The 17,001-nt window shown below is 33.8% G+C and carries 12 protein-coding genes; 10 read left to right on the top strand and 2 right to left on the bottom strand.

Annotated elements, in window-relative coordinates:
• Positions 1 to 14 precede the first annotated feature (14 nt).
• The gene (gene kamD / locus G558_RS0106630) at positions 15 to 1,565 is read left to right on the top strand and encodes a lysine 5,6-aminomutase subunit alpha (protein WP_028829478.1); all 1,551 of its coding nucleotides are present in this window, start codon (positions 15 to 17) and stop codon (positions 1,563 to 1,565) included.
• Between the two features lie 10 nt (positions 1,566 to 1,575).
• Positions 1,576 to 2,358, top strand: a complete 783-nt coding sequence (kamE, locus tag G558_RS0106625) for a lysine 5,6-aminomutase subunit beta (protein WP_028829477.1) — start codon at positions 1,576 to 1,578, stop codon at positions 2,356 to 2,358.
• 50 nt (positions 2,359 to 2,408) lie between these two features.
• On the opposite strand, the gene G558_RS0106620 is transcribed toward kamE, so the two are convergent.
• Positions 2,409 to 3,248: a MerR family transcriptional regulator gene (locus G558_RS0106620; protein ID WP_028829476.1), complete on the bottom strand. Its 840-nt coding sequence runs from the start codon at positions 3,246 to 3,248 to the stop codon at positions 2,409 to 2,411.
• 104 nt (positions 3,249 to 3,352) lie between these two features.
• Between G558_RS0106620 and G558_RS0106615 the strand changes: the two genes are divergently transcribed.
• From G558_RS0106615 to hutH, 8 genes are all read left to right on the top strand, one after another.
• Positions 3,353 to 4,741 carry an MATE family efflux transporter gene (locus G558_RS0106615; protein WP_036931733.1) on the top strand — a complete coding sequence of 463 codons (1,389 nt, stop codon included), beginning with the start codon at positions 3,353 to 3,355 and terminating at the stop codon, positions 4,739 to 4,741.
• Positions 4,742 to 4,828: 87 nt separating this feature from the next.
• A complete protein-coding gene (gene metG, locus G558_RS0106610; RefSeq protein WP_028829474.1) occupies positions 4,829 to 6,775 on the top strand; it encodes a methionine--tRNA ligase in 1,947 nt (648 codons plus the stop codon).
• Positions 6,775 to 7,539 carry a TatD family hydrolase gene (locus tag G558_RS0106605; RefSeq protein WP_028829473.1) on the top strand — a complete coding sequence of 255 codons (765 nt, stop codon included), beginning with the start codon at positions 6,775 to 6,777 and terminating at the stop codon, positions 7,537 to 7,539. Before metG ends, G558_RS0106605 begins: the two co-directional genes overlap by 1 nt.
• A 54-nt stretch (positions 7,540 to 7,593) precedes the next feature.
• Positions 7,594 to 8,946 (top strand): GAF domain-containing SpoIIE family protein phosphatase, encoded by a 1,353-nt coding sequence (locus tag G558_RS0106600; protein ID WP_084502841.1) that lies wholly within the window; start codon positions 7,594 to 7,596, stop codon positions 8,944 to 8,946.
• 196 nt (positions 8,947 to 9,142) lie between these two features.
• Entirely contained in the window at positions 9,143 to 9,718 is a 576-nt protein-coding gene (gene pduL, locus G558_RS0106595) for a phosphate propanoyltransferase (protein ID WP_028829471.1), read from the top strand.
• 26 nt (positions 9,719 to 9,744) lie between these two features.
• A complete protein-coding gene (gene nifJ, locus G558_RS0106590) occupies positions 9,745 to 13,272 on the top strand; it encodes a pyruvate:ferredoxin (flavodoxin) oxidoreductase (RefSeq protein WP_028829470.1) in 3,528 nt (1,175 codons plus the stop codon).
• 152 nt (positions 13,273 to 13,424) lie between these two features.
• The gene (gene lepB / locus G558_RS0106585) at positions 13,425 to 13,937 is read left to right on the top strand and encodes a signal peptidase I (RefSeq protein ID WP_051188536.1); all 513 of its coding nucleotides are present in this window, start codon (positions 13,425 to 13,427) and stop codon (positions 13,935 to 13,937) included.
• Positions 13,938 to 14,118: 181 nt separating this feature from the next.
• Positions 14,119 to 15,648 carry a histidine ammonia-lyase gene (hutH, locus tag G558_RS0106580; protein WP_028829468.1) on the top strand — a complete coding sequence of 510 codons (1,530 nt, stop codon included), beginning with the start codon at positions 14,119 to 14,121 and terminating at the stop codon, positions 15,646 to 15,648.
• A 49-nt stretch (positions 15,649 to 15,697) separates the two neighbouring features.
• On the opposite strand, the gene G558_RS0106575 is transcribed toward hutH, so the two are convergent.
• Positions 15,698 to 16,903, bottom strand: a complete 1,206-nt coding sequence (locus tag G558_RS0106575) for a cation:proton antiporter (protein WP_028829467.1) — start codon at positions 16,901 to 16,903, stop codon at positions 15,698 to 15,700.
• Between the last annotated feature and the right edge of the window lie 98 nt (positions 16,904 to 17,001).

Here is a 17,001-nt window from a genome sequence, read left to right as displayed (position 1 = left end):
AGGAAGGTATCTGGATGAGTGGAAAATTAAATCTTAATCTTGATTTAGTAAATGAGTCAAGAGAAATTTCAAAAAAAATAGCAGAAGAAACACAGATATTCATTGAAAAACATTCTACGGTTACAGTTGAAAGAACCGTATGCAGATTAATGGGAATTGACGGAGTAAACGATATGGGAGTTCCACTTCCAAATCTAGTTGTTGAAAATATACAGGCTTCTAATGCATTAGGACTTGGTGCAGCAATGTACATAGGTAATGCTGTCCTTAAATATAAACTCACCCCACAAGAAATAGCTGAAAAAGTTTCTGCAGAAGAACTGGATTTGCCTAAAATACCAATGGGAGATCTATTTGAAATAAAAATGGCGGTTGACGAAATTGCGAAAAATACCGTTTCTAAGATTTCTGAAAATAGAAAAGACAGAGAAAATTATCTGGAAAGATTTGGCGATAAAACTGGTCCTTATCTTTATGTAATCGTTGCTACTGGAAATATATTTGAAGATATTACTCAAGCTATAGCGGCTGCTAAACAAGGCGCTGATATAATAGCTGTAATTAGGACAACTGGACAATCTCTTCTTGACTACGTTCCATATGGAGCAACAACTGAAGGTTTTGGTGGAACATATGCTACACAGGAAAACTTCAAACTTATGAGAACTGCACTTGATGAAATTGGTGAAGAACTAGGAAGGTATATAAGACTTTGCAACTACTGTTCAGGTCTTTGTATGCCAGAAATAGCGGCTATGGGAGCTGTTGAAAGACTCGACGTTATGCTTAATGATGCATTATATGGAATATTATTTAGGGATATAAACATGAAGAGAACTATGGTTGACCAGTATTTCTCAAGAATAATAAATGGATTCGCTGGAGTCATCATAAATACTGGAGAAGACAACTATTTAACTACAGCAGATGCTTTTGAAGAAGCTCATACTGTACTTGCATCTCAGTTTATAAATGAGCAGTTTGCTTTGATTGCTGGACTGCCTGAAGAACAAATGGGACTTGGACATGCTTTTGAAATGCATCCAGACATGAAAAATGGATTCCTTTATGAGTTGGCACAGGCACAAATGGCCAGAGAGATTTTCCCTAAAGCTCCGCTTAAATATATGCCTCCTACTAAATATATGACTGGAGATATCTTCAAAGGACATATACAAGACGCATTATTTAACATGATCACTATAATGACTAATCAAAAATTACATCTTCTTGGTATGATGACTGAAGCAATTCACACACCATTTATGTCTGACCGTGCACTATCTATAGATAACGCAAGTTATATATTTAACAACATGGAAGATATAAGTTCAGAAATTGAATTTAAAAAAGATGGTCTAATGCAAAATAGGGCAAATGATGTCTTAAGAGAAGCAAATCATCTATTAAAAGAAATCGAGAAAAACGGATTATTCCTTACTCTTGAAAAAGGAATATTTGGTGGTGTAAAGAGACCAGTCGATGGAGGCAAGGGTCTAAATGGTGTTATTGTTAAGGATGATAAATATTATAATCCATTTATAGCTCTAATGTTAAATAAATAGGAGGTCATCAATGAGTTCAGGAATATGTTCTACGCAGAAAGATTTAGATACAAATTTAGATATTACAAAACTTAAGCCATATGGAGATACTATGAATGATGGTAAACTGCAGGTTAGTTTTACTTTACCAGTTGAAAATACAGAGAAATCTGTTGAAGCTGCCAAGGAACTTGCAAGAAAAATGGGAATTGATGAGCCGTCCGTGGTACACCGTCAGTCTCTGGATAAAGACTATACATTCTATGTTCTATACGGAAGCCTTACGCATACTGTGAATTATGATGATATAGTTGTCCAAAGTGTTGAAGTTGACACTATGGATATGCATGAAGTAGACGAATATATCAAAACTAATATAAAAAGAAAAATTGTTGTCATTGGTGCCAGTACGGGAACCGACGCACATACAGTGGGGATAGATGCAATCATGAATATGAAAGGTTTCGCAGGACATTATGGACTTGAAAGATACGAAATGATAGAAGCCTATAATCTTGGAAGCCAGGTAACAAATGAAGAATTTATACAAAAAGCAAAAGAATTGAATGCTGATGTTCTTTTGGTTTCGCAAACAGTTACTCAAAAAAATGTTCACATCCAAAATCTTACAGAGCTTGTAGAATTGTTGGAAGCAGAGGGATTAAGAGAAAAAGTTGTACTTCTTTGTGGTGGACCTAGAATAAACCATGAACTTGCTAAAGAACTTGGATATGATGCCGGATTTGGACCGGGTAAATATGCAGATGACGTTGCAACCTTTGCGGTAACTGATATAGCAGAAAAAAGTATATAAATTATTTATAAAAAACAATAAAAAACTAGCAGAAATTTTCTGCTAGTTTTTTATTGTTTTGAAATCTGTATTTGTATTTCAGTTATAAATTCTTCTATGATTTCAGTTTCATGAACATCGATATGATATATTTCTAAAGGTTTAGATTCTAGCTTTATGTTTTTTTCAAATGCATAATTAATGGCTTTCATTATATAATGATTCGTCTGGTTATAATTACCTTTATACTTTACAGACAAAAAATTACCTTCTGGAATTATAAAATCATGATTTTCATCATTTACTACACAAAAAACCGAATCATATTTGCTAAATTCTTCTGTATTTTTAAAATCCTGATTATCATAATGTTTTTTTTCACTTAAATCAAAGTCTACAGTTGCACCAATCATACTGTTTCCCAGTATATAAAGGTTTTTATTGTATTTTTCCTGAAGTTTCTTTATCATGAAATCAACCTCTTCATCTCTCATTATTCCATCATTCAGCTGAACACATTTCCTTTGTGAAAAATAAATTTCTCTTATTTCACCAAAATTTGTCTCAGAGTATTCATTTTCAATATTTCTTTTTCTATCTTTTAATATTTTCTTGAGAACTTGTAGTTCCAAAATTTTTCTGTCTATTTCATGTATTTCCATATTCATCATATCCATTGTAGATTTAACAGTTCTTTCGGAAAGAAACGCTTTTATTCTTTTTATTTCAAATCCAAGGTTTTTAAGCTCATTAATAACATTCAGAGTGGAAATATCAGAAAAGCCATACATTCTATAGCCATTGTAATCTCTCTTAGGATTTAAAATTCCAATTTTCTCATAATAACGAAGTGAGTCTTTGCCAATACCATATAGTTTGGATATCTCATTTATTTTATAATAATCTTTCATAATGACCTCCTTAAGTTATTGACATTAGTACTGTACTATAGTTTATAATCTTAATTATAACATAAAGTTTTACTAAATCTAATTATAAAAAAAGAAGGTGCATTATGAGTAATCATTTAATCTCTAAAAAAAGTAAAAAGAATACATCCGATATCAAAGTGTTCTTGAATTATGCTATTCCATCAATAACTGCCATGTGGGTTTTTTCTATATACACAATGGTAGATGGATTATTTGTTGCAAATTACGTGGGTCATGAAGCTCTTGCGGCAATAAACATTGCAATGCCTACAATTAATTTTATTTTTGCTCTGTCTTTGCTTTTTTCTACCGGTACTTCTACCATAATTGCAATATCTCTTGGAAGAAAAGAAGTGGATCAGGCAAATAAAACATTCTCTATCAATTCTTTTATTCTTATAATAATGTCGTTTTCTATAAGTGTTTTAACAATACTAAACCTTGAAAGCTTGTCTGAATTCCTGGGCGCTACTGCTGCAACCAAAGAAATGATAATGGATTACCTGGGTATTATAATTTGTTTTTCAGTGTTTTTTATTATATCTTATCAATTTGAAGTTTTAGTTAAAACAGATGGCTCTCCAAAACTTGCAACAATAGGGGTTATATCAAGTGCTCTTACAAATGTGGTACTCGATTATATCTTTATTGTTAAGTTTAATTTTGGAGTGAAAGGTGCGGCGTACGCAACTGGTATTTCTCAGATTGTTTCTACTGCATTTTTCATGTCATACTTTCTTAGTTCGAAATCAAAACTTGCATTTGTAAAATTCAAACTTTCAGAAATCAAAATATCAATATACAAAAGGATTATACCCTTAGGCATAGCTGATAGTCTCACTGAACTTTCAGCCGGCATTACAATATTTATATTCAATCAAACTATACTCTCGGTTATTGGAGAACAAGGTGTTATTACCTATACTATAATCTCATATGCCAATCTTTTGGTAATCATGACCATGATAGGAATAACTCAGGGTATGCAGCCGCTTGTTAGTTATTATTTAGGGAAATCTGATTTTGAAAGTTGTAAAAAATTCTTTAAACTGGCGATGTCAATGTTGTTTTTTGTTTCAATTCTGGTTTGTTACATGAGTTTATCTAAAACCAGCGCTATTATATCAGCCTTTATAGGACAAGGTGACCAGGATTTTTTCAATTATTCTGTTAACGCTTTTAGATTCTTCTCATTATCATTTTTAATTGTCGGATTCAATATCCTTATATCTGGATATTTTGTTTCTTTGGAAAAACCAGTAGAAGCTATCGTGATATCTTTAGCACGCGGTTTCTTTGTTCTGGTAATAACTTTAAAGCTTATGGTTTTTATATTTGGAGATTTTGGAATTTGGATCGCCCCCTTGGTATCTGAATCCATAGTCTTAGTTATTTCGATTATATTTATTGTTAATTATAGAAAAAAAACCAGATGTGCAAATTTTTCTGAGTTACAAATTACATCTCATTAAGTTGTGATTGAAAAATTAGTTTTTACAAGTTGTTGATTTATGTCACAAGCTATTGTATTATTAAATGATAGAGAATAGGAGGATTATATGGAAAAAAAGAAATTTTATGTAACTACCCCGATTTATTATCCCAGCGGTAAATTACACATAGGTCACACATACTGTACTGTTGCGGCAGATGCAATAGCAAGATATAAAAGATTTTTAGGTTATGATGTCATGTTTTTAACAGGAACTGACGAGCATGGTGAAAAAATCCAGAAAAAAGCTCAGGAATTAGGGATGGAACCCAAGCTATATCTTGATGGAATGATTGAAGATATAAAAAAATTATGGGAAACCATGGAAATATCATATGATTATTTTATTAGAACTACAGATGAAGACCACGTAAAACAGATAGAAAAAATATTTACCAAATTGTATGAAAAAGGAGATATTTATCTTGGATCTTACGAAGGGAATTATTGTATACCATGCGAATCATTTTGGACAGATGCTCAGCTCTTAGATGGAAAGTGTCCTGATTGTGGACGTGGTGTTGAAAAAAGAAGTGAAGAATCATATTTCTTTAGACTGTCCAAGTATCAGGACAGACTTATAAAGTACTACAAAGAGAATCCCGATTTTTGTTTCCCAGAAAGCAGAAAAAATGAAATGATGAACAATTTCATACTAAAGGGTTTAGATGATTTATCAGTCTCTCGAACAACTTTTGACTGGGGTGTAAAGGTACCATTTAATGATAAACACGTGGTTTATGTTTGGATAGATGCACTTTGCAACTATATCACAGCTCTTGGCTACACAAGTAACTCTGATAAATTCAAAGAATTTTGGCCTGCTGATGTACATCTTGTTGGAAAAGAAATAGTCAGATTCCATGCAATAATATGGCCAGCTCTTTTAATGGCACTAGATCTTCCTTTACCTAAAAAAGTTTTTGGGCACGGCTGGATAATGTTTTCAGAAGACAAGATGAGTAAATCTAAAGGAAACATAGTGTATCCAGAACCACTTATACAAAGATATGGAACTGATGCATTAAAATACTTTTTATTAAGAGAATTTGTATTTGGTCAAGACGGAAACTATACAAACAGAAATTTTATAACAAGAATTAATTCAGACCTTGTTAATGATCTTGGAAATCTTCTTTCTAGAACCGTATCAATGATAGAAAAATATAGCGATTCAAGGATACCTTCAATAGGAGCAAGCACTCCATATGATCCTTCTTTGATTGAACTTGCTTCTAATCTCCACAAGCAAGTTGATAAAGCTATGGATGGGCTCCAATTCAGTGAAGCTTTTGAAGAAATCTGGAAGCTAATAAGAAGATGTAACAAATATATTGATGAAACGACGCCATGGATTTTGGCAAAAGATGAATCAAAAAAATGTGAACTTGACACTGTACTTTACAACTTGGCTGAATCTTTAAGAATAATTGCAGTTATGATAAGCCCTATGCTACATGTAACAGCAGGCAAAATTTTCAAACAGTTAAATACGCCAGACGATCTTAAAACTTATGAATCTGTATTTGAATTTGGAAAAACTGTTTCTGGCAGTGAGATTAAAAAAGGAGAAATGCTTTTCCCTAGACTTGACGTTGAATTAGAAACTCAATTCCTGGAAGATCTTTTTTCTCCGAAAAAAATAGAAGAATCACCTGTATGTGAAGAAAAGGCAATTGAACATAAAGCTGAAATAATTTATGAGGACTTTGACAAAGTAGAGCTTAGAGTAGCAGAAGTCCTGGATTGCAAAAAACACCCAAAGGCTGACAAGCTTCTCATATTCAAGCTTAAAGTAGGAAATGAAGATAGACAGATAGTTTCAGGAATAGCTAAGTTTTACCAACCGGAAGCTCTCATAGGCAAAAAGGTTGTAATTGTTGCAAACTTAAAACCTGTCAAACTGAGAGGTGAAATTTCCGAAGGAATGATTTTATCTGCAGCTACAGACGATGATTCTGTTTTAGAGGTTATTGAAGTTGAAAAAGTGAAAAATGGATCCGAGGTAAGATAATGAAATTATTTGATTCGCATGCGCATCTTGATGATGAACAGTTTGACGAGGATCGCAAAGAAGTGATAGACAAGATTATAAATAGTAACGTAAAGAGAATAGTAAATGTAGGCGCTGATATAAAAACATCAGAAAGTTCTATCAAACTTGCTCAGCAATATGAGTTTATATATGCTGCAATAGGGATCCACCCGCACGATGTTTCAAATTGTAAATTGTCTGATATTGAATATCTCAAGGAACTTGCTGCTAATGAAAAAGTAGTTGCAATAGGAGAAATCGGTCTTGATTATTATTACGATCATTCTCCAAGAGATGTTCAAAGAAATTGGTTTGCAAGACAAATTGAACTCTCTGAAGAATTAAAGCTGCCCTTTATAGTACACTCAAGAGATGCCTCAGAAGAAACTCATGACATAATAAAAGCAAACAAAAAAAAATCAGCTTTTGTGCTTCACTGTTTTGGCCAAAGTTTAGAAATGGCTAAAAAGTATATAGACATGGATGGGTATATTTCTTTTGCAGGACCAGTTACTTACAAAAAATCTGTAAAACTAAGAGAAATAATAAAAAACATACCTAAAGATAGAATACTAATTGAAACTGACTGTCCGTATTTGTCTCCAGAGCCAAAAAGAGGAAAAAGAAACGATCCAACTAATGTTGAATTCATAGCTAAAACTCTAGCTTCTGAACTCAATATTTCAACAGACAAGTTAGCAGAAATAACTTTTGATAACGCATCTAGGTTTTTTTCAATATAAAATCTTAACTAAGGGGGTAAATAGCTTGTAACCATTTAGCTATTACGTATTTTTATGTCAACAGAAATCAATGATAAACGCTTGAATTCCATAATAGAAATTCTTAACATCACTGCACAGGGAAAAGGAATTATGGAAGCTAAAGACAGTATACTTCCAACTCTTGTAGATATTCTTAAATTAAAAAGAATATCTATAGGAGTGTTGAATGTTGGAAGTATTAATACGATGAGAATTTTGTACACTGACTTTAAAACGGAATTTCATAAAAAATACGGAATTGAAACTGATTATTTGAAAAGCAAAAATTCATTTGACATACCTATAGATGTATACCCAAGTATCATAAAAGAAAGTATTTTAGAAAACAAATGCTACTTTTATGTCGAAAAACTAGACGACAAAAACCCCCAGCATTTGGAACTCCAACTCATGTTAGGGAATGAATATAGCGGGTTTTCTATATTCCCTATAGTTTCAGACAATAATTGTCTTGGTCTGATATCGTGTTATCTTACTAATGATGAGTTTTTAACAGAAGACGATATTGAACTCACATTACAAATTTGCAAAGTCCTTGCACTTACGATTGAAATTTACCGTAAAAACGAAATAATATCCAGTGTGGAAAATAAGAATAAGGAATTCGCCGAAGCGCTTAAAATACAGAGACAACTTATGAGCATAAACAATATTTCTTTTTTCAGTGGAGCGAGGATAAGCTTTAATTATCAAATAGGTTGTGATAACGATAACAGGAATAAACTTAAAAGCAGACTCGGTGGAGATTATTATGAAGCTATAAAACTTAATGAGTCAAAAGCATTATTATTTTTTGCAGATGTAATGGGACATGGTGTTATGTCAAACTATTTTGTGCCACTTTTAAAAGGTATGTTCAAAATGATAGTTAAAGGTTCAAACACAAGTCCTGCAAAAATTCTAACCGATGTCAGCAGACTTATATATTCCGACCTGGATTCAGCAGGCATGTTTATAACCTGTAGAGTGATGATGGTTGATTTTGAAAAAAACACTATCTGTTCAGCTAATGCAGGGCACACTATACCGTTGCTTTACAGCTATGAAAAAAACCGTATATCATATCTTGACGAAGATAGAGGTAAACCACTAGGAGTTGATCCAGAATATGAATATGAGGAATTCACATACCATATGGATTCTGAAGCAGTACTCTTTATGTATACTGACGGTATATATGAGAACACGAATATAAATGGCCAGACATACAAAGAATCAAACATTATTGAAATATTAAAAGCAAATAAATACAGCGACAGTGAGATGATATGCAATGATATTCTGGAAGCTATAAAAACGTTCATAATAAATCGAGATGATGACGAAATAGATGACATGATGATTGTACTTATTAAAAATTTCTAAATTTCACAATTTTCAATCCAATGAACAATTTATTGTCAATTGTTATAAATTGTTTATTCAAAATCAAGTATATAAATAATTTATAATTATATTTGTTTGATAATTTAAGAATATCTAAAAATAAATTTGATATTCTTAAATTTAAGTTGTATAATATATGTGTTGGTTATATTATATTTAAAAGGAGAGTTAATTGATGAAAGTTAATGTAGGTTTGTCAAACAGACATCTTCACGTATCAAAAGAAGATTTAAATATACTGTTTGGTCAAAATTATGAGCTTACTCATAAAAAAGATTTATCTCAACCAGGTCAATATGCTGCAGATGAAGTTGTAGACATAGAAGGCCCAAAAGGTACTTTAAAAAAAGTAAGAATACTTGGCCCAGTAAGACCTAACACACAGGTTGAAATATCTTTTGCAGATGCAAGGTCGCTTGGGGTAAGTCCTTTAGTGAGAGAATCTGGTAAAATCGAGAATACCCCTGGATGCAAATTAATTGGTCCTAATGGAACGGTTGAAAAGTCTGAAGGAGTAATCGTAGCATCAAGACATATCCATATGCATACTGACAATGCAGCTGAATTTGGCCTTGAGGATAAAGACATTGTAAACGTAGAGACATCAGGCGACAGAGGCGTAATTTTCAAAAATGTTTTAGTACGTGTTAGTCCAGATTATGCCTTAGAGATGCACATAGATATCGAAGAAGGTAATTCGGCCGGATTATCAAATGGAGATTTTGCAGAAGTAATAAAAATCACAAAATAAACAATTTAATATTAGGAGGAAATAATATGTCTAAAGTTATGAAAACTATGGATGGTAACACGGCAGCAGCATATGTATCTTATGCCTTTACTGATGTTACTGCTATATATCCAATCACTCCATCGTCAACAATGGCAGAGCTGGTTGATGAGTGGTCAGCTAATGGAAAGAAAAATATATTTGGTCAAGAAGTTCAGGTTACAGAAATGCAATCTGAGGCAGGAGCAGCAGGAGCAGTTCATGGATCACTATCAGCTGGTGCACTGACTACTACTTTTACAGCTTCTCAGGGACTTCTACTGATGATACCAAATATGTACAAAATAGCTGGAGAAATGCTTCCATGTGTATTCCATGTAAGTGCCAGAGCGCTTGCTGGTCACGCTCTTTCAATATTTGGAGATCATTCAGATGTTATGGCTGCTAGACAAACTGGGTTTGCTTTCCTTGCAACAGGTTCTGTTCAAGAGGTTATGGATCTAGGTGGAGTTGCTCACCTTGCTTCAATCAAATCTAAAATTCCATTTGTACATTTCTTTGATGGATTCAGAACTTCTCATGAAATACAAAAAGTAGAAGCAATGGATTATGATGTATTTGATCGTTTAGTAGACAAAGAAGCAATAAAGGACTTTAGAAGTAAATCAATCAGCCCAGAGCATCCATACACAAAAGGAACAGCTCAAAATCCAGACATATTCTTCCAAGCCAGAGAAGCATCAAATAGTTATTACGATGCACTACCTGATATAGTTTCGGATTATATGAAAGAAATTACTGCAGTTACTGGAAGAGATTACAAGCCTTTCAATTATTATGGAGCTCCTGATGCAGAACATATTGTTATAGCAATGGGATCGGTAACTGAGTCACTTGAAGAAACTATAGACTACTTAAATGAAAAAGGTCACAAAACAGGTGTAATAAAAGTACATCTTTACAGACCATTCTCATCAAAGTATTTCTTTGATGTATTACCTGAAACTGTAAAATCAATAGCGGTACTAGATAGATGTAAAGAGCCAGGAGCAATTGGCGAACCACTATACCTAGATGTTAAATCACTTTTCTACGGAAGAGAAAATGCGCCAGTTATAGTAGGCGGAAGATATGGACTAGGATCAAAAGATACTACTCCAACTCATCTTCTTACAGTATTCAAAAATTTAATGTCTGACAAGCCAAAAGACAATTTCACTATTTCTATAGTTGATGACGTTACAGGATTATCTTTACCAATAGGAGACAAAGTTAATATTGCTCCTGCTGGAACTAAGAGATGTAAATTCTGGGGTCTTGGATCTGATGGAACTGTTGGTGCAAACAAATCAGCAATAAAAATCATAGGAGACCATACAGACATGTATGCTCAGGGATATTTCTCTTATGACTCTAAAAAATCTGGTGGAATAACTGTTTCTCACCTTAGATTCGGTAACACTCCAATAAGATCAACATATCTAATTGATGAAGCAGATTTTATAGCATGTCACAATCAATCATATGTTAATCAATATGATGTAATTGAAGGACTTAAAAAAGGTGGAACATTTATTCTTAACTGTAAATGGGATGCTAAAGAGTTAGACGCTAACCTTCCAGCAGATACAAAGAAATATATTGCAGAAAACAATATTCAGTTCTACACTATAAATGCTACAAAAATAGGGGAAGACATTGGTCTTGGAACTAGAATAAATATGATAATGCAAAGTGCATTCTTCAAATTAACTGAAGTTATCCCAGTTGAAGATGCTACTAAGTATCTTAAAGAGTCAATTGTTAAGTCATACGGTAACAAAGGACAAAAAATTCTTGATATGAACTTTGCTGCAGTAGACAGAGGTCAAACTGATTTTGTTAAAGTTGATGTTCCAGCTTCTTGGAAAGATGCAGTAGAGACTGAAATCAAAGATAGCAAATATGAAGTTCCAGAATTTATAAAGAATATTCTTATCCCTATGAATTCTCAGCAAGGAGATAAACTTCCTGTATCAGCATTTGTTGGCCGAGAAGATGGAGCATTCCCACATGGAACAGCTGCATACGAAAAACGTGGTATAGCTGTAAATGTACCTGAATGGAATCCAGAAAATTGTATCCAATGTAACCAGTGTGCATATGTGTGTCCTCATGCTGTAATAAGACCTTTCCTTATGACTGACGAAGAAAAAACATCTGTAGGCGATGTAGCTACACTTGCTGCTATGGGTAAAGGATTAGAAGGACTTCAATATAAGATACAAGTAAGTCCACTTGACTGTACTGGATGTGGAAACTGTGCTGATATATGTCCAGGTAAAAAAGGAGTTAAGGCTCTTGAAATGAAACCACTTGACAGCCAGTTAAATGAGCAGGAAAATTATAACGCATTAAATACAAAAGTTGGATACAAAGGAAACCTTATGGATGCTAAATCTGTAAAGGGTAGTCAGTTTGTACAGCCACTTCTTGAGTTCTCAGGAGCTTGTGCTGGTTGTGGAGAAACACCATATGCAAAACTTGTAACTCAGCTGTTCGGAGACAGAATGGTTATAGCAAACGCAACAGGTTGTTCATCAATCTGGGGTGGATCAGCACCTTCAACTCCATATACAAAAAATGCTGAAGGCAAAGGACCAGCTTGGGCAAACTCATTATTTGAAGATAATGCAGAATATGGATACGGAATGGCTATTGCAATCAAAGCTATGAGAGCAAGAATTCAAACTGTTGCAACTATGATGCAAGACATGAATGTTACTGACGAAGTTAAAGCTGCACTTAATGCATGGGTAAATTCTATGGGTGATGCTGATGAAAGCAAAGTTGCTTCAGCTAAACTTCTTGAAATACTTCCTACAGTAGAAGGCGAAGCTAAAGAACTTGCTCAGGAGATTCTTGACAAGAAAGACTACCTTATTAAGAAATCAGTATGGATATTTGGTGGAGACGGCTGGGCATATGATATCGGATACGGTGGACTTGACCATGTTATAGCTTCAGGAGAAAACATAAATATACTTGTATTTGATACAGAGGTATATTCTAACACAGGAGGACAGTCTTCAAAAGCTACTCCTATCGGAGCTGTTGCAAAATTTGCTGCATCAGGTAAAAAAGTTAAGAAAAAAGACCTTGGTATGATAGCAACAACTTATGGTTATGTATATGTTGCACAAGTTGGTATGGGAGCAGATAAGAATCAGTTACAAAAAGCACTACTTGAAGCTGAGAAGTATGATGGACCATCACTAATAATTGCATACTCACCATGTATCAATCACGGACTTAAAGAAGGAATGGGAAGAACTCAAGCTAATACTAAACAGGCAGTTGAGTCTGGATACTGGCATTTATACAGATTTAACCCTGAACTTAAAGAGCAAGGTAAGAATCCATTTACACTAGATTCAAAAGAACCTACTGCAAGTTTTAGAGAATTCCTTAACAAGCAAGTAAGATATACTTCTCTAACATCTGCATTCCCAGAAATAGCAGAAGAATTATTTGCAAGAGCAGAAGATGCTGCTAATGAAAGATATGAAAATTATAAAGCTATGGCTTCAAAATAGGATTTAAATATCTTAATCTAACTTAAGAACAAAAACAACAAAAAGACCTTGGTTTTTAAAAATCGAGGTCTTTTTGTTGTTTATTAATGTTCGTAATAGCAATTTAAGGGTATTAATAACATAAGTACCTATTAATGCTCAGGAGTGAAAATATGAAAAACGACAAATATGTATACAAAATATTTCAAGAAGATGAAGATAATAAGGAGCGGTTTAAAATAATGTATTACGTTATCATGATTATTACTGCTTTCAGTATGGTTTTTTTACCTGTTTCTGTCAGTGGATCTTCCATGGAAGACACCTTTAAAAATCGTCAGCCCCTACTTGTATTTAAATTGTTTTTAAGATATGAATACAAGGATATATTAGTTGTATATGCAGGAGATAATATTCCTGGAGAAAAATACATAATTAAAAGAGTTTGTGCACTTCCAGGAGATCTGGTAGAAATAAAAAATGGGAAATTTTATAGAAATCAAATTCATATTACCGAACCCTATATTAAGGAGTCTATGAGCAAGAATCAAATTATGCCCTCGCACTATATAAAAAATAATGAGGTTTTTCTAATGGGAGACAATAGGAATCAATCCATGGATTCAAGGGAGTATGGGGCTTTTCAAAAAAATGACGTGGCTGGAAAAGTAATACTATCAGGCTGAAAGCCTTTACAATATCAAGAAAACGTTTGACTTCAATAAGAAAGGGTGTTAAAATATTTTTAATAAATAAAATATTAAGTGTCCAGATTATTGTGACATTACTATAGCGAATTTTAGTATAGCTTATCTGGCTTATTAATATTCGCTTATTTATTATCGCACATACATAGAAGGAGAGAAAATGGAAAAAATAATAATCACAGGTGAAAATTTAACCATAAATGATTTGATTAAGGTTTGCAGAGAAAATGCAATAGTTGAATTATCCGAAAGTGCAAAGAATAAAATTATTGAATCTAGAAAAATAGTGGATGAACTTGTCGAAAATGGAAAAGTCGTATATGGAATAACTACTGGATTTGGGAAATTCAGCAATGTTTCTATTACAAAAGACGAGTCTAAAACCTTACAAAAAAATCTTATTATAACTCATGCAGTGGGAGCTGGACAACCTTTTGATACTGAAACTACAAGAGGCATTATACTTCTAAGGATTAACAATCTTTCCAAAGGCTATTCAGGAATAAAGCTCGAAACGGTTTTAACTATGATTGAGATGTTAAATAAACAAGTACATCCAATTATCCCTCAGAAAGGATCTTTGGGTGCGAGTGGCGACTTAGCTCCACTATCTCATATGGTCCTTCCTATGATTGGCCTAGGTGAAGCCGAATACAAAGGAGAAGTTTTTAATGGAAATCAAGCCATGAAAAATGCTGATATAGACACAATTGAATTGACATCCAAAGAAGGACTTGCATTAATTAATGGGACTCAGGCAATGACAGCAGTAGGAGCTCTGGCTATTTATGATGCAATCAACCTTGCCAAAGCAGCAGATATAGCAAATGCACTTGAGTTTGAAGCGCACAACGGAGTAGTAGATGCACTTCAGGCCAGATGTCATGCGCTCAGACCACATAAAGGACAAATGGATACAGCTGCAACCTTACTCCAGATACTTGAAGGAAGCAAAAATGTATCCAAACAAGGAGAAGTAAGAGTTCAAGATGCTTATACCCTCAGATGTTCTCCTCAGGTTCATGGCGCTAGTAAAGATGCTATAAACTACGTGAAGGATAAGATTGAAATAGAAATGAATTCAGTTACTGACAATCCTATGATTTTCCCTGATACAAAAGAAGGAATTTCTGCTGGCAACTTTCATGGTCAACCTATGGCCCTAAGTTTTGACTTTCTTGGTATAGCAATAGCCGAACTTGCAAATATATCTGAACGAAGAATAGAAAGATGCGTAAATCCCGCGCTAAGTGAGCTACCAGCCTTTCTTGTAGATAAAGGCGGCTTAAACTCTGGATTTATGATTGTTCAGTACTCTGCAGCATCCCTGGTATCTGAAAATAAAATTCTTGCCCATCCGGCAAGTGTAGACAGTATTCCTTCTTCAGCCAATCAAGAAGATCATGTCAGCATGGGAACAATTGCAGCACGTAAAGCTCGAGAAATTCTCAATAATGCTAGACGAGTTGTTGCAATGGAATTGATGTGTGCATGTCAGGCGATTGATATGCGAGGCGACAAGGGTCTAGGCAAAGGAACTCAGGCAGCGTACAATACAATAAGAAATTCAGTGTCCACCTTACTTGAAGACAGACCTCTATATGAAGATATAAATAAATGTGAAGCTATCCTTATAGATGAATCTTTAGTGAAAAATGTTGAAGATAAAGTTGGTAGATTAACAGTATAAAAAAAACAGAGTATGACATGAAAATACATCATGGCCATACTCTGTTTTTTTAAGCTACATGAACTTGCGCTTTATCTGCATCTAATTTATCAGGTTCATCTTTTATTACAATTTTAAGTAATATAGGGGCGAGTAATGTAGTAACAATTACGACTGCAACTACTGCTGGGAACAAACTTTGATCAAGCAAACCTGCGTGATGCCCTTTTTGGGCTACAATCAAAGCTACTTCACCTCTGGAAACCATTCCTATTCCAACCGCAAGCGCTTCTCTTGTAGGGAATTTGAAAATTTTAGCAGCCAAACCACATCCAATCATTTTTGAAATGACGGCAACAATCAGTAACACTAACGTAAATAAATATATTTTAGGTGTAAAACCTGCAAGTTCAGTTTTTATTCCTATACTGGCAAAGAATATTGGTGAAAAAATCATGTAAGAAGTAGTATTGATTTTTTTAACGATATATTCTTTAAAACCGAAATTACATAACATTATTCCAGCAAAATAAGCTCCGGTAATATCTGCAATTCCAAAAAAGTGTTCAGAGCAGAAAGCTAATATTAGAGCCAAAGACAAACCATAAAGTGCAAGTCTGCGTTTTTCGCCTACATATTTGTAAGTCAACCTAAATATGTGATGCGTAATTAGCCATACAAGTATTAAAAATATGAAATAAGCAAATATTTTACCAAAAACAGCGCCTGGATGAACATCTGTTTTTGTAAAACTTGTTATAAATGTAAGTATTATTATACCTATAATATCATCAAGGATTGCAGCTCCCATAATGGTAGTTCCGATTCTTCCCTTCAACTTTCCCATTTCTCGCAATGTTTCTACTGTTATAGATACAGACGTTGCGGTTAATACAACGCCAATGAAAACCGCCTTCAAAAAATCCAGTTGATTCCCTTGTGTAATTCCAAAAAAATGTTTGTAAACAAAAAAACCTCCAACTAAAGGTACTATTACCCCCATGATCGCAACTACAATCGAAGCCTTTCCATTTTTTTTAACATCTTCTATATCAGTATCTAAGCCCGCCAGAAACATTAATAGAATCACACCAATTTCTGCAGTCTGTTCGATAAACAAACTGCTTTCCACCATATTAAAGCCTGATGGACCTAAAAGAATACCCGCTATCAGCGCACCCACTACTGCAGGCATATAAACCTTTCTTGATGCTAGTCCTAATATTTTTGTAGAAAGCAATATAATTGCTAAAACCAGAATAAATTCATAATTCATAAAAAACACACCCTTTCTTTTTAATCACAATTTCTATTATACTACTGAAGGCATTTTAAATCAAGCTGAATCATTATTAAAAAAATATTCATTATCCA

Origin of the sequence: Proteocatella sphenisci DSM 23131, assembly GCF_000423525.1 — a bacterium.
Taxonomy (GTDB): Bacteria; Bacillota; Clostridia; order Peptostreptococcales; family Filifactoraceae; genus Proteocatella; species Proteocatella sphenisci.
Note: the sequence above shows the minus strand (reverse complement) of the source record. Positions and strands in the feature narration are given on the sequence as shown.

Bases quoted from the DNA above. Each gene is read 5' to 3' on its own strand.
- kamD (WP_028829478.1), top strand. From the start codon at position 15: ATGAGTGGAAAATTAAATCTTAATCTTGATTTAGTAAATGAGTCAAGA.
- kamE (WP_028829477.1), top strand. From the start codon at position 1,576: ATGAGTTCAGGAATATGTTCTACGCAGAAAGATTTAGATACAAATTTA.
- G558_RS0106620 (WP_028829476.1), bottom strand. From the start codon at position 3,248: ATGAAAGATTATTATAAAATAAATGAGATATCCAAACTATATGGTATT.
- G558_RS0106615 (WP_036931733.1), top strand. From the start codon at position 3,353: ATGAGTAATCATTTAATCTCTAAAAAAAGTAAAAAGAATACATCCGAT.
- metG (WP_028829474.1), top strand. From the start codon at position 4,829: ATGGAAAAAAAGAAATTTTATGTAACTACCCCGATTTATTATCCCAGC.
- G558_RS0106605 (WP_028829473.1), top strand. From the start codon at position 6,775: ATGAAATTATTTGATTCGCATGCGCATCTTGATGATGAACAGTTTGAC.
- G558_RS0106600 (WP_084502841.1), top strand. From the start codon at position 7,594: ATGTCAACAGAAATCAATGATAAACGCTTGAATTCCATAATAGAAATT.
- pduL (WP_028829471.1), top strand. From the start codon at position 9,143: ATGAAAGTTAATGTAGGTTTGTCAAACAGACATCTTCACGTATCAAAA.
- nifJ (WP_028829470.1), top strand. From the start codon at position 9,745: ATGTCTAAAGTTATGAAAACTATGGATGGTAACACGGCAGCAGCATAT.
- lepB (WP_051188536.1), top strand. From the start codon at position 13,425: ATGAAAAACGACAAATATGTATACAAAATATTTCAAGAAGATGAAGAT.
- hutH (WP_028829468.1), top strand. From the start codon at position 14,119: ATGGAAAAAATAATAATCACAGGTGAAAATTTAACCATAAATGATTTG.
- G558_RS0106575 (WP_028829467.1), bottom strand. From the start codon at position 16,903: ATGAATTATGAATTTATTCTGGTTTTAGCAATTATATTGCTTTCTACA.